This window comes from Psychrobacter sp. CLB018, assembly GCF_041222815.1.
Taxonomy (GTDB): domain Bacteria; phylum Pseudomonadota; class Gammaproteobacteria; order Pseudomonadales; family Moraxellaceae; genus Psychrobacter; species Psychrobacter faecalis.
Window position 1 is genome coordinate 448,695 of record NZ_CP166085.1, and the last position, 14,718, is coordinate 463,412.

The following is a 14,718-nucleotide window of genomic DNA, read 5'->3' on the forward strand; positions in this document are numbered from 1 at the left end:
TTGTAGGCGATAGCTACTAATGGGTAAGTTTCGATATTTTATAGTTCCCTGTTTTTTTAACCATAAAAATACCTGATAGTTAAATCATTTTCTTCTGTTTATGGCATTTACAGGCTAGTATGGCAATTACCCTTAATCGCTTGCTGTAGCAACACTATGCCCAATCCAAGACCTATAGAAACCATACACGATTTATTTGCGACCACTCGGCGTCCCTCTGATGGTGAATTGAGCGCAAAAGCAGACTTTCAAGACGATGTCTATGAAGCGCTAGCAGAACTTGACTATATTTATGTCGATGAGCTGATCGCCAAAAATGTCGATAACAGTGTGATAAAACCGCATCAACCAATCTCTTTGGTGGATTTTTTTGAAGGCTTGGCGCAGCTTGCTACTATGGGTGTCGTGGAAGTAACGGATATTGTCGAAGCTATCCACCGTGAGATTTTGCTGCGTCCTTTGGGGCGGTTTAATAATGGTAATCTTGAGCACTGGCAGCGCGGTATCACCGGGCGCATTTATGGTACGGTGCGTCAAGCGATGCAATTGGTCGGCAACAATATTGCCATAGGGCTACGTTTGTATAACACGGTTTTAAAACCCAAAAAAATACAACCACTGCCTTTAAACTTACGGCGTATGGTCAATATCCTAAATGGCGTGATGGGCGACCACCTTGTCACCCATGACAATCCGTTGGCCGTGTCGATGATGCTATACGATAAAGACAATTATGTGCAAAGTGGCGCACTATCGGGGCGGGTGATTATTCTATGCCATGGGCTTTGTTTGAGTCATTTAAGCTGGCAAGTTGCGGGCGAAAATAATCTCGGTGCTATGCTGACCCACAAGTTGCCAGACAGTACAGTTTTATATTTGAACTATAATACCGGTCGGCGTATCTCCAGTAATGGGCGTAGCTTTGCTAAAGTCTTGCAAGATTTGGTGGAGAATAATCCAGATATCACCCAGCTTGACTTAATCGGCCATAGCATGGGCGGTTTGCTGAGTCGTAGCGCGCTATTTTATGGTAAAGAACAAGGTTTTAGCTGGGTCGAACGCGTGGGCAATCTTATTACTTTAGGCTCGCCACATCATGGCGCAAGCTTAGAGCAGATTGGTCATTTTGTTCAAGATAAAATCGCTAAATTGCCTTTTGCAGGCTCATTAGCCAAGTTAGGCGACTTGCGTAGTGCGGGAATTATTGATTTACGTTACGGCAGTATTCGCGATGCGGACTGGAAATCAGCTGAAGGGCGCAGTGTGCTGCCCGCAGAATTTCGCCATCCGACGCGCTTACCTTTACATGTAAATACCTATCTGGTCGCGGCAGCTATGGTTGAGGTGCATTATAAATCTAAGACCACAAGCTTACTCGGTGATGGGCTGGTTTCGGTAGAATCGGCACTTGGCGAATATACCGAAGAGCATACATTGAATGTGCCCGAGGGTCATAAGGCGATATTTTATGGCGTCAATCATATGAATTTAACTTATAACGATCGGGTGCTTGCGCAAGTGATTTCTTGGTTATCAGCCAATAGATTAGGCGACGCGCATGACGCCAAATATGGGCTTGATAGCCGTATCTATTCTTATCCGATAGATTACGAGGTCGAGATTTAAGGTGTTAACACTATGAATGTTATTATCAATAAAATTATAAAAACGAAAAACCCTCAAGCATGACACTTGAGGGTTTTAAATTTTAGGGACGGTAGAAAACAGATAAGAAGCTATTCAGCAAAAATAGCCGCTACATCGTCTTTATCAAATTTGTAGACCTCACCGCAAAATCCGCAGTCCATCTCAAACGTACCGCCTTGTTCGTCCACGATATCTAACGCTTCGGTTTCACCGATTTGCTCGATGGCCATCTCACACTTCTCGCGTGAGCAGGTGCAGCCAAACGATAACGCTACAGGCTCAGGGGCAACGACTTTTTCTTCATTATACAAACGGTACAGGATTTCATTGGCATCAAGCGTGGTCAGCTCTTCTGCTTTTAGCGTGCGCGTGAGCACACTTAAGCGTGTCCACAAGTCATCATCGATACCAGCATCTTGGTTTTGCTCGACTTCATAGGTCTCGGCTGCGGTACGAGGTAGCATTTGCACCAAGATACCACCGGCTTGCAAACCATCGGATGCCAGATTGATCAGCGTTGGAATCTGCGCCGATTGTTTTTGATAATGCGCTAAGCAATCAGCTAAGTTGTCATGGCTACGCTCAACGATACCTTGATACGGCTCGCCGCCATCAGGCTGGATGTTGATAAATAACACGCCTTGACCAGCAGCGCCGAGCTCAGCAAAGGCGTCTTTGGCATGGATCATATTTTCCCACGCTTGCACTTGCTCGTCGGTGTCATTTTTCCAGCTGGCAAGGGCGCGAATGATACCGTCTTGGTCGCATTCTGCCATTGCCCAATTGAGCAAGCTGTCACTATCTGATGATTGTAATTGAATCGATAAGCGACCATTAATTTTAACGGTACTGATCAACAAGCTTGCCGCCGTCAGCATCTCACCTAATAAGCGCTTAATGGCTTCAGGATAAGCTTTTTGGGCAATGGTCGTCGCATAGCTGCGCGATAGGCGCACCACATCGCCGCGCACCGGTGAGTCTTCGATAAAAAAGCGTTGGCGTACGTCATTATCGCGGTGGCTGCTCGCTTGTTGATCGACATTTGGGACTTGAGTATCTTGGGTCATAGGTCATAACTAGTATTAAGAAGTTGTTAGCTTTATGGGGATTAATGATTATTTATCAATCATAGCGGCTTGGTTATTGGCGTAATTTAAATGATTGTTAAACGAAATCTGCAAAATATCAGTCTCATTAAAAAAAGTTTACCCCAATCACGCAAATTGTTGTACAGTAACATTAAGTTGCATAGTTATAACCTAAAGCAACAGCATGGATGCATGACGGAAAAGTCAGCCAAGGGCTTATATAAAGTCAAATAATGGCATAAATACCGTCAAAGTCCCCTCCTAGTTTGTATAAATGTGATAAAAGGATGTATCTCATGACCTACTTAATCTCAAAACCGCTAACGTTGGTTGCCTTTATGGCACTTGGCCTAGCGGGCTGTAATAATAGCAATCAAACCAACACCGAAGCGCCGCCAGCAGATGGCACGGCGACGACAGAAGCGGCAGCAAATACCAACGGTACGCTACAAAAAATCAAAGAATCGGGCACTATCGTGGTCGGTCACCGAGACTCTTCTATCCCCTTTTCTTACATCGCTGATGACCCAAATCAGCCGATTGGCTATGCGCACGATTTAGAAATGAAAGTGGTCGATGCGGTAAAAGAAAAGCTTAATATGCCGGATTTAAAAATTCGTTATAACTTGATTACTTCGCAAACGCGTATTCCACTGGTGCAAAACGGCACGGTCGATTTTGAATGTGGCTCAACCACCAATAACGAAGAGCGCCAAAAACAAGTGGCTTTCTCAAATGGTTTCTTTGAAATTGGCACGCGTTTATTGACCAAAAAAGACTCAGGTATTCAAGATTTTGAAGACCTAAAAGGTAAAACTTTGGTCACCACTGCTGGTACGACCTCAGAGCGTTATATTCGTGAATACAATGATAAAAATGAAATGGACATCAATGTCATCTCGGCAAAAGACCATGGCGAAGCTTTCCTTATGCTAGAAAACGGCCGTGCCGATGCCTTTATGATGGATGATGTACTACTTGCCGGTGAAAAAGCCAAAGCCAAAAATCCAGATGAATGGGTGATTGTTGGTACGCCGCAATCGTTTGAGATTTATGGTTGTATGATGCGTAAAGACGATCCTGAATTTAAAGCGGTGGTCGATGAAGCGCTTGCCAATGTCTTTAGCTCAGGCGAGATTAATAGCATTTATGATAAGTGGTTCACCAACCCAATTCCGCCAAAAAACGTCAATCTAAACTTTGAGATGTCAGACAATCTAAAAGCCTTGATTGCCAATCCACATGATAGCGCTCAGCCAAAAGTCGCGACAGCACAGTAATTATTGTCCCTCAACATAGCTTGCTTACGCGCTCAGATTGACAGCAATGTCAATCGGGCGCGTTAGCTTTTCAATCGCTGCTTGGAGAGACAATCATGAATTATAGCTGGAACTGGGGTGTGCTCTTTGAGCAGACCGGTATCGGTAACGAGCTTTACCTGCATTGGATGGTGACCGGTCTTGGCTGGCTGCTATTGATTGGCAGTATCGCTTGGGCGATTGCCATGGTGATTGGTACTATTTTGGGCATCATGCGCACCTTGCCAAATAAAGCGGCGCGTAGTATTGGTACCGCTTATGTGACATTTTTTCGTAATATTCCTCTTCTTGTACAATTATTCTTTTGGTTTTATATCGCCCCCGGTTGGCTGACGCCTGCACTACAAGAGTGGTGGTATAAAGACTTATCGCCTAATACCTCAGCCATGCTGTCCGCCAGTATTGGCTTAGGATTATTTACCGCCGCGCGTATCGTTGAGCAGGTGCGTACCGGTATCGAATCCTTACCTGAAGGGCAAATCAATGCTGCTTACGCGCTCGGCTTTACGATTCTGCAGGCGTATAAAGAAGTGCTACTACCGCAGGCATTTCGTGTTATTTTGCCACCACTAAGCTCGGAGCTCACCAACTGCTTTAAAAACGCGTCGGTAGCGTCGCTGGTCGGGGTGATGGAGCTGATTAGCCAAACCAAAACCATCAGTGAATATACCCAAAACAGCCTCGAGATTTACACTTATGCGACCATTATTTATCTGGTTTTTAATCTGTCGTTAATTGCCATTATGGGACTGATTGAGCGTAAATTACGAGTACCTGGGCTGATTGCAGGGAGTCAAAAATGAATATGATGACCGAACTTGCAACGGCGTATCCGGGCTTAATGGGAGGTATGCTGACCACTTTAAAGGTGCTGTTTCTCGCTATCTTAGGCGGTATTAGCTTAGGGACGGTATTGGCTTTGATGCGCTTGTCCGGCATCAAAGCGCTAGAAATTCCTGCCAAATTATACGTCAATTACTTTCGTTCTGTGCCGTTGCTATTGGTATTGCTGTGGTTTTATTTTGCCGTGCCGATGATGTATTTTTGGATAGCCGGTAAATATTTACAGCTCGATACCGCGTTTACCTCGTGTGTGGTCGCTTTTATGATGTTTGAAGCGGCATACTTCTCAGAGGTGGTGCGCGCAGGTATCCAATCTATCGGTAGCGGGCAAGTGAATGCCGCAAAGGCTCTTGGCATGACTTATGGGCAAACCATGCGTTTGGTGATATTGCCGCAAGCTTTTCGCAAAATGCTACCGCTGATTTTACAGCAATGTATTATTTTATTCCAAGATACAACGCTGGTTTTTGCTATTGGGTTGACGGATTTTTTCCGCGCCGCTTACGTTCGGGGTGAGCTGATGGGCTTACTGACGCCTTATATTTTAGGCGCGGGAGCTGTTTATTTTATTATCAGCTTAAGTGCCTCTATCGGCGTACAGCAATTGCAAAAACGCTTAAGGTTTTAATTTAAATTTGGCGCAGTATTTTACTATTAAGATTTTCATTTAATAATGATGAAAAAAGTGGTTAGGAGCCAGTGATGAATGAGCCAGTGATAAATGAGCCAGTGATAAACAATGCTGACACCTATATAAATGAATTTGGCGGACTGGTCACCGACAATGGTCATGCGAGCGCTGAGATAGTCATCAAAATGACTGACGTTAGCAAATGGTACGGCGACTTTCAGGTGCTAACTGACTGTACCGCGCACGTGCATAAAGGCGATGTGGTGGTGGTTTGTGGTCCATCGGGTAGTGGCAAATCGACCCTTATTAAAACCGTAAATGGCCTTGAACCGTTTCAAAAGGGCGATATCATGGTCAATGGTATCTCAGTTGGTGCAGCAAAAACCAATTTACCCAAACTGCGTAGTAGCGTCGGAATGGTGTTTCAGCATTTTGAGTTGTTTCCGCATCTGACTATTATCGATAACTTAACGGTCGCACAAATCAAAGTGTTGGGCCGTAAAGAAGATGAGGCTAAGAAAAAAGGCATGGCCTATCTCGACCGTGTGGGCTTAAGTGCGCAAGCGCCAAAATACCCCGCCGAGCTATCAGGCGGACAGCAGCAGCGCGTAGCGATTGCGCGTGCTTTGGCGATGGATCCGGTAGCGATGCTATTTGACGAGCCAACTTCCGCACTTGACCCAGAGATGATTCAAGAAGTGCTCGATGTGATGGTCGAGTTGACCCGCGATGGCATGACCATGATGTGCGTGACCCATGAAATGGGCTTTGCCAGTCAGGTGGCCAATCGGATTATCTTTATGGATGAAGGGCATATTGTCGAAAACTGTAGTAAGGATGAGTTTTTTGAAGGCGCAAAAAGTGAGCGCGCGCAGCTGTTTTTATCAAAAATTCTCAATCATTGAAACTAAGTACTGTGTTTTAAGTATCTATCAAAGCGTCTTTAATAAAGGCGCTTTTTTATGTCTTTTACTTTTTGTTCATTACTCTCAGCTTACAAGTGTTCCCTGTTTGCTGCTACAATAGACGCCATCAGTTTTTAATCCTATTCCAAATTCATAACAAATAATAAATAGTGTTTCGGAGTCATTATGAGTGTAGAAAATCAATCGGCAGGTATTGTGATTATTGGCGCAGGCTTAGCAGGCTGGCACGTGATTGATGCCATTCGCGCAAAAGATAAAAACATTCCCATCACCTTAATCACAGCTGATAATGGCGACCGTTATCATAAACCCATGCTAACGATGGCAATTAGCCAACAGAAAAATGCTGCGGACTTGGTACGTGCAACAGGTAGCGATGCGGCAAAAGCAGCAAATATTAATTTACTTGCCAATACGCAAGTGACCGATATCGACCCTGCTAGCCAAACGGTACAACTTATCTCAGCACTGCGCTCGGACCCTGTGTATACCAATTACGCCACTATTAGCTATGACAAACTGGTGCTGGCGATGGGCGCCCATCCTATTTTTCCAAAAAGTCTGCCTGAAGATTTGGTTTGGCATGTCAACCATATCGAGCGTTTTGGGCAGCTACAAGAAAAGTTGGCCGCTGGCAGTCAGCGCGTCGCTATCGTTGGCGCTGGTATGGTCGGGACGGAGATTGCCGAGGATTTATTAAAAGCGGGTCATGAAGTGACGTTGATTGATTTAAATGACGCGCCGCTCTCGCAAATGCTACCACCACAAGCGACCGCACGTATTGCTAAAGCAGTACAATCGCAAGGGATTCGCTTTTTAGGCGGTTATCAAGTATCCAATGTTACGCGTCATGATGATGGTACATTGCAAGTCAGCTATGCGCCAGTATCAGCTACCGACAGCGATGCGGCGCAGCAGCCAGAGCCATTAATCGTTGATCATGTGATTGCTAGTACGGGCTTGACGGTCGATGATAAATTACCAACCGCTGCTGGAGTTGAGTTCAATCGCCGCACCGGTATCGTGGTCGATGCCACGACATTACGTACCCATGCGTCCAATGTGTATGCGATTGGCGATTGTATGTCGATCAACGGCGTCGCCTGCCGCTATGTCGCGCCGCTACGTGCACAGGCAGCGACGATTGCTGATGATATCTTGGGCCACGAGCACAGCGGTTACGATCATAAGCCGCCGATGATTCGCTTAAAAAATAAAGCCATTTCGGTGATGGTCACTGGCGTACCGCAGGCTGCTGGTAATTGGCAAGTGACTACTGAAACGGATGACGAGCTGGTTATGGACTTGCTTGATGATAACCATGGCATCACTGCGACGGTAACGATTAAAGCGCCGCCAATGGTTAAGTCTTAATCAACGCTTAACCGTTGCAAGTTTAACTTTTAGCTTTAATTACTAGTCTTAGTTTTTCTCAAGAGCCAGCCGTGTAACAAATACGTAGCTGGCTTTTTTGCATATAATAATCGCGTGATTTTATGCTATCTTTTACTGGGTAATACTTTTTATTAATTAATTTAAATGATACATAATGTATTACTATGATTGACAGCCTTCGATTTAAGGCGGTATAGTAGCTCATGCTTGTTAAGACCTGTTCAAGGAAAAAAAAGAATAGGAGCAAGCGAAAAATTAGCACCATCCAGGCGTGCTGTAAAAAGTAAAACGAAAGGACTCGTTATGACTCAAGTTTCTGACTTCGATAGCATTCTAAATAATATTCCCACCGTAAATATGGGCGCGCGCTCGGCAAATGCGCCGCTTATTCAAAGCTATGATAAAGGCCCCGATGTACCGCTGATTGAGGCGACTATCGGCGATTTTTTTGATGCGATTGTCTCCAAATATCCGGAGCGTGAAGCGCTGGTCGTCCGTCATCAAAATATCCGCTGGACATATCGCGAGCTACAACAGCAGGTCAATCAATTAGCCAGCAGCATGATTGAAATGGGGCTTGAGATTGGCGATCGCATCGGTATCTGGTCGCACAACAATGCTGAGTGGCTGCTGATGCAATTAGCGACCGCAAAAGTCGGCGTTATCCTCGTTAATATCAACCCTGCCTACCGTACCTTTGAGCTGCAATATGCGTTAAATAAACTCGGCTGCTCAGCCTTGGTATTGATGCGCCACTTTAAAAGCAGCGATTATGCGCAGCTGATTCGTGAGCTTTGTCCTGAAATTTATCATAAAGACTATACCCAGCTGGATTTGGTCGAGATTCCAACCATTGAGCGCATTATTTGGATTGATGAGCCAGACTCTGATGAAGAGTTTAAATTTATGCAGAAGTTCTCTGCTTGGATGGCGGAAGGCGATGCCAATGATCCACGCGTCGCCGAGCGTCAAGCCCAGCTTAAAAACACCGACGCGATTAACGTGCAGTTTACCAGTGGTACGACTGGCACGCCAAAAGGCGCGACCCTAAGCCACCGCAATATTTTAAATAACGGCTATTTTATCGGTGAGGCCATGAATCTCACTGAGGAAGACAGACTGTGTATTCCCGTGCCTTTATATCATTGCTTTGGTATGGTGCTTGGCAACTTAGCGATTTTGACCCATGGCGGTTGTATCATTTATCCGAACGATGGTTTTGAGCCTTTAAGCGTCTTGCAAGCGGTTGAAGAAGAGAAATGTACGGCTTTGCATGGCGTACCGACGATGTTTATCGCCGAGCTTGACCATCCTGAATTTGATAAATTTGATTTGTCGACCTTGCGGACTGGCATTATGGCCGGCTCTAGCTGCCCGATTGAGGTCATGCGCCGCGTCATTGATAAGATGCATATGAAAGAGGTGACCATTGCTTACGGCATGACCGAGACCAGTCCGGTTTCTTGTCAGACCAATGAGCATACGCCATTAGAGAAACAAGTATCAACGGTTGGGCTTGTGCAGCCTGCGCTTGAAGTCAAAGTCGTCGATACCGAAACGGGCGAGATTGTACCTTTAGGGGAAACCGGCGAGCTGCTAACGCGTGGTTATTCGGTGATGAAAGGCTATTGGGGCAGCCGCTTTAAAACCCGTGAAGCGATACAAGATGGCTGGATGCATACCGGTGATTTGGCGACGATGGATGAGGACGGCTATGTCAAAATCGTTGGTCGTAGTAAAGATATGGTCATTCGCGGCGGTGAAAACATTTACCCAGTTGAGATCGAAAACTATCTCTATCGTCATCCAAAAATTCGTGACGTCCAAGTTGTCGGTATCCCAGATAAGCGTTATGGAGAAGTGCTTGCTGCTTTGATCATATCAAAAGAGCCGGGCTGCTTAACCGAAGATGAAGTGCGCCAATTCTGTAGCGAGCATATCGCCCATTATAAAGTGCCGACTTATTATCGCTTTGTGACTGAATATCCGATGACCATCACCGGTAAAATTCAAAAGTATAAAATTATCGAGCAGATGAAGGCGGAGCTAGGAATAGAGTAGTCAAAAAATCGGTCAAGATTTTAAGAAGTTATTGAATAATAAACACAAGTATAAAAAGGGATATCATGAGCGCTATCATAACCAGTAAATTGAGTCCGAACGCTGCCGATTTTCAGCAAAACCGTGCCGCCATGCAAGAAATAGTCGATGACTTATATGTGCACCTGCGTAAAGTCGCTCAAGGTGGTTCAGAGCGCGCGCGTGCCAAGCATTTAGCGCGTGGCAAGCTGCTACCTCGTGAGCGTGTTGAGCGCCTGCTCGATGTCGGTACGCCATTTTTAGAAGTCGCACCAATGGCAGCGCATGATATGTATGGCGAAGAGATTCCAGCGGCTGGCGTGATTGCCGGTATCGGCCGTATCAACGGTACCGAGTGTATGATTGTCTGTAATGACGCCACGGTAAAAGGCGGCACTTACTATCCGATGACGGTCAAAAAGCATCTGCGCGCGCAAGAAATCGCACAAGAAAATAACTTACCTTGCGTGTATTTGGTCGATTCAGGCGGCGCAAACTTACCCAATCAAGACGAAGTATTCCCTGATAAAGATGACTTTGGTCGTATCTTTTTTAATCAAGCCAATCTGAGTGCGGCCGGTATCCCGCAAATCGCCGTGGTGATGGGTAGCTGTACCGCAGGCGGCGCTTATGTGCCCGCGATGAGTGACGAATCTATCATTGTCAAAGATCAAGGCACTATCTTTTTGGGTGGTCCGCCACTGGTAAAAGCAGCGACCGGTGAAGAGGTCACCGCTGAAGACTTGGGCGGCGGCGATGTGCATACGCGTCTGTCAGGGGTGGTCGATCATTTGGCGCAGAACGATACCCATGCGTTATCAATTGCGCGTAATATCGTTAGCCACTTAAACCGTCCTGCTAAGCAAATCCCAAATCAAATCAAACCGCGTCCACCACGCTATGATGCCAAAGAGTTATACGGCATCATTCCAACCGATAAGCGCAAACCTTTTGATATCAAAGAAATTATCGCTCGTATCGTCGATGATAGTGAGTTTGATGAATTTAAAGCACGTTTTGGCACGACGCTGGTTTGCGGTTTTGCCCATATCGAAGGTATGCCAGTAGGCATCATCGCCAATAATGGCATCCTATTTAGTGAATCAGCACAAAAAGGCACACATTTTATCGAGCTGTGCTGTAAGCGTAAAATTCCTTTGGTGTTTTTGCAAAATATCACTGGATTTATGGTTGGTCGCAAATACGAAAACGAAGGTATTGCCCGTCATGGCGCCAAAATGGTCATGGCAGTGGCTAACGCCAAAGTGCCGAAATTCACCGTTATCGTCGGCGGCTCATTCGGTGCTGGTAACTACGGTATGTGTGGCCGCGCTTATAGTCCGCGTTTTTTGTGGATGTGGCCAAACGCGCGTATCTCGGTGATGGGCGGCGAGCAAGCGGCGTCGGTACTGGCAACCGTCAAGCGTGATAATTTTGACCGTAAAGGTGAAGAATGGAGCGCGGAAGATGAGGCTGCCTTTAAAGCGCCGATCCTTGAGATGTACGAAGAGCAAGGTCACCCTTATTATGCGACAGCACGTCTTTGGGATGATGGGGTGATTGACCCCGCCGATACGCGTCATGTATTAGCATTAGGGCTAAGTGCTGCCTACAACGCCCCGATTGAAGAGACGACGTTTGGTGTGTTTAGAATGTAGCATTAAATGGAACATGGGCAAGCATTTCACATATATAAAAAATAGAGAAGGTTATGCAAAAAAATCTGAATAATTATAAAAGCCTATTGGTCGATATTGAGCAGCACGTCGCGACGGTGACGTTAAATCGTCCTGAGATACGTAATGCCTTTAACGATGAAATGATCGCCGAGCTGACTGAGGTTTTCTCCACGCTTGGCGCTGATGATAATGTCCGTGTGATTGTGCTAGCGGCGGCGGGTAAAGCGTTTTGCGCTGGTGCAGATTTGAACTGGATGCGGGCGATGGCAGATTATAGCTATGAAGAAAATCTTGCCGATGCCGATAAACTGGCGCAAATGCTAAAGACCATTTATGAATGTCCAAAGCCAACGGTGGCTGCGATTCAAGGCGATGTCTATGCAGGTGGTATGGGCTTAGTTGCGGTTTGTGATATAGCGATTGCGGTTAAGATCGCCAATTTTTGCCTCAGCGAAGTACGTCTGGGATTAGCCCCTGCCACCATTAGCCCTTATGTCACCAAAGCACTGGGTGCTAGAGCATCGCAGCGTTATTTTCTCAGTGCAGAAGTTTTTGATGCCAAAAAGGCACGGCAGCTTGGCTTTATCCATGAGCGCGTTAGTGAAGAATCACTTAACGACACAGTCGCAGCCTTATGCGCCAAGATGGTTAATAATAGCCCCAATGCAGTCAAGACTTGCAAGCGTTTATTGCACGAAGTCGCAGATGCACCGATTACCGATGAGCTGGTTGCTGATACCGTTAAAGGTATCGCTGATATTCGCTCATCAGAGCAAGGAAAGGAAGGCGTGCAGGCCTTTTTGCACAAGCGTAAACCTGATTGGTTAACGACAGACTAGTAGCAAAAAACGATAGTCAAGCCGATAAATAAAAACGATAAGTTACAGGGATAGTTATGTTTTCTAAAATTCTAATCGCCAACCGTGGTGAAATTGCTTGCCGTGTTGCTGCGACTGCCAAGCGTATGGGTGTTCGTACCGTCGCTGTTTATTCTGATGCCGACCGCGGCGCCAAGCACGTTGCTGTCTGTGATGAAGCGGTTTATTTAGGTGGTTCTGCACCAAAAGACAGCTATCTGAAAGGCGATGCGATTATTGCGATTGCCCTCGATGTTGGCGCCCAAGCAATCCATCCAGGCTATGGTTTTTTAAGTGAAAATGCCGACTTTGCTCAGGCTTGTCAGGATGCAGGTTTGATGTTTATTGGCCCATCTGCCGACGCGATTCGGGCGATGGGCGGCAAGTCTGAGTCCAAGCGTTTGATGGAAGCGGCTGGCGTGCCCTTGATACCGGGTTACCATGGCGACAATCAAGATGCAGGATTCTTACAACAGCAAGCAGACAGTATCGGTTATCCCGTCTTAATTAAAGCCAGCGCTGGCGGCGGCGGTAAAGGCATGCGTATTGTAGAAAATAGCAGCGATTTTATTGACTTACTAGATTCCTGTCGCCGTGAAGCGATTACCAGTTTTGGTGACGACCAAGTACTCATTGAAAAATATGCCCTAAAACCTCGCCATATCGAAATTCAAGTATTTGGCGATATGCATGGCAATTATGTGCATTTGTTTGAGCGAGATTGCTCGGTACAGCGCCGCCACCAAAAGGTATTAGAGGAAGCGCCAGCACCCGGTGTTGACGCTGCCATGCGTGAAGCGATGGGAACAGCGGCAATCGAAGCGGCGCGTGCGGTTAATTATTTTGGTGCAGGTACGGTTGAATTTATCGTTGAGCAGCGCGAAGGGGCGATGAATTTCTATTTTATGGAGATGAACACGCGCCTGCAAGTAGAGCATCCAGTTAGTGAAGCGATTTCGGGTGTCGATTTGGTTGAATGGCAACTGTTGGTTGCAGCAGGTAAGCCGTTACCGAAAAAGCAAGACGAGTTAACCATAAATGGTCATGCTATCGAAGCGCGTATCTGCGCTGAAAATCCTGATAATGGCTTTTTGCCAGCGACGGGTACTTTATTTACCTATCAAAAGCCTGAGCACAGTACCTTTAACATTGCCGATGTGCGTATCGACGATGGCGTGCGCGAGGGCGATGTGATTAGCCCGTTTTACGATTCTATGATTGCGAAGCTTATCGTCCATGCGCCGACCCGCGAGCAAGCATTGGCGAAACTCGACCGCGCACTCGCTCAAACGCGCATCGTTGGTTTGCCAAATAACGTGGCGTTTTTGCGCTATATATTGAATACTGAGTCTTTTAGCCAAGCCAATCTTGATACGGCGCTTATCGAGCGTGAGGCGGACGAGCTGTTTAATCAGCATCCGCTTGATTTATCGACTCTGGTCGTGACTGCCATTACGCAGCAGCTTGCTAGTGAAGGCGCAGCACAAGGGTCAGACATCGATCCATTTAGTAAGCCGACTGGTTTCCGTGCTTATAGTGATTATACGCGCTCGTTTAGCTTGGTTTATGATGAGCAGGCGTACCAAGCACGTATTAGCAACTGGCACAATGCAAATAGTGCGGAAAGTAAAAAAGGGGCTGAAAATAGCAGCAGCTTTACCCTAGTGATTGAAAAAGAAATCGCAAGTAACGAAGAAAAAACCAATGCCAATGTCGCCGCCCAGACAGAAAAAGTCTATGAAAGTGAAATTAGCTATGACAGTACTGACGCGCATAATCATACGTTATGGCTAGATGGCGTACGTATTAGCGCGCAGAGCTGGACAAATAATGAAACCGTTTATGTATTCACCGATAGCGGTCGTGATGAGATTACGCTTATTGATATCATGGCACATGTCGGTGAAGAGTCTGCGGCGGTCGGTAGCTTAAAATCACCAATGCCAGGACAAGTCGTCGCCTTCAAAGTGGCGGTTGGCGATAGTGTGAAAAAGGGCGAGCCACTTGCCGTTATCGAAGCGATGAAAATCGAACATACCATTACTGCACCGACGGATGGGGTGGTGGCAGAACTATTATTTGCCGAGGGTGATTTGGTTGCCGATGGCGACGAGCTACTGCGCATCGATAGTGAGACGAGTGAAAGCTAGTAACTGAGGTACTGATAACATAGCCAATTTAATATAAAAGTGGTTCGTTTAAAATATCGCTCTGCTAGTATAAATTTTCCTCGCTTGCTGTGCGCTTCGCATTC

At 46.2% G+C, this 14,718-nt stretch carries 11 protein-coding genes; 10 read left to right on the plus strand and 1 reads right to left on the minus strand.

The annotated features are described in order from the left end of the window. The first annotated feature begins 156 nt into the window (after positions 1-156). Positions 157-1,626, plus strand: coding sequence for a hypothetical protein (locus tag AB8P72_RS02000; protein WP_193031112.1), 1,470 nt, complete (start codon positions 157-159; stop codon positions 1,624-1,626). A 110-nt stretch (positions 1,627-1,736) separates the two neighbouring features. Here the strand turns inward: AB8P72_RS02000 and AB8P72_RS02005 are convergent, their stop codons facing one another. Next, entirely contained in the window at positions 1,737-2,714 is a 978-nt protein-coding gene (locus AB8P72_RS02005) for an Hsp33 family molecular chaperone HslO (protein ID WP_193031110.1), read from the minus strand. A gap of 317 nt (positions 2,715-3,031) precedes the next feature. Between AB8P72_RS02005 and AB8P72_RS02010 the strand changes: the two genes are divergently transcribed. The 9 genes from AB8P72_RS02010 (at position 3,032) to AB8P72_RS02050 (ending at position 14,614) form a co-directional block, all read left to right on the plus strand. Further along, positions 3,032-4,015: a glutamate/aspartate ABC transporter substrate-binding protein gene (locus AB8P72_RS02010; RefSeq protein WP_193031108.1), complete on the plus strand. Its 984-nt coding sequence runs from the start codon at positions 3,032-3,034 to the stop codon at positions 4,013-4,015. A 95-nt stretch (positions 4,016-4,110) separates the two neighbouring features. Further along, positions 4,111-4,857 (plus strand): amino acid ABC transporter permease, encoded by a 747-nt coding sequence (locus AB8P72_RS02015; RefSeq protein ID WP_369957938.1) that lies wholly within the window; start codon positions 4,111-4,113, stop codon positions 4,855-4,857. Then, positions 4,854-5,525: an ABC transporter permease subunit gene (locus tag AB8P72_RS02020; RefSeq protein ID WP_068405974.1), complete on the plus strand. Its 672-nt coding sequence runs from the start codon at positions 4,854-4,856 to the stop codon at positions 5,523-5,525. The genes AB8P72_RS02015 and AB8P72_RS02020 overlap by 4 nt, the downstream gene beginning before the upstream one ends. Before the next feature lie 188 nt (positions 5,526-5,713). After that, complete coding sequence (locus tag AB8P72_RS02025; RefSeq protein WP_190295528.1) at positions 5,714-6,433, plus strand: amino acid ABC transporter ATP-binding protein; 720 nt, start codon at positions 5,714-5,716, stop codon at positions 6,431-6,433. A 186-nt stretch (positions 6,434-6,619) separates the two neighbouring features. Then, on the plus strand, positions 6,620-7,828 hold the full coding sequence (locus AB8P72_RS02030; RefSeq protein WP_193031104.1) for an FAD-dependent oxidoreductase: 1,209 nt from the start codon (positions 6,620-6,622) through the stop codon (positions 7,826-7,828). Positions 7,829-8,152: 324 nt separating this feature from the next. Continuing rightward, a complete protein-coding gene (locus tag AB8P72_RS02035; protein ID WP_191691482.1) occupies positions 8,153-9,910 on the plus strand; it encodes an AMP-binding protein in 1,758 nt (585 codons plus the stop codon). A 65-nt stretch (positions 9,911-9,975) separates the two neighbouring features. Beyond that, a complete protein-coding gene (locus AB8P72_RS02040; RefSeq protein ID WP_144297525.1) occupies positions 9,976-11,586 on the plus strand; it encodes a carboxyl transferase domain-containing protein in 1,611 nt (536 codons plus the stop codon). Between the two features lie 53 nt (positions 11,587-11,639). Beyond that, positions 11,640-12,446, plus strand: a complete 807-nt coding sequence (locus AB8P72_RS02045; RefSeq protein WP_193031102.1) for an enoyl-CoA hydratase/isomerase family protein — start codon at positions 11,640-11,642, stop codon at positions 12,444-12,446. 56 nt (positions 12,447-12,502) lie between these two features. After that, a complete protein-coding gene (locus AB8P72_RS02050; protein WP_193031100.1) occupies positions 12,503-14,614 on the plus strand; it encodes an acetyl/propionyl/methylcrotonyl-CoA carboxylase subunit alpha in 2,112 nt (703 codons plus the stop codon). Positions 14,615-14,718 lie beyond the last annotated feature (104 nt).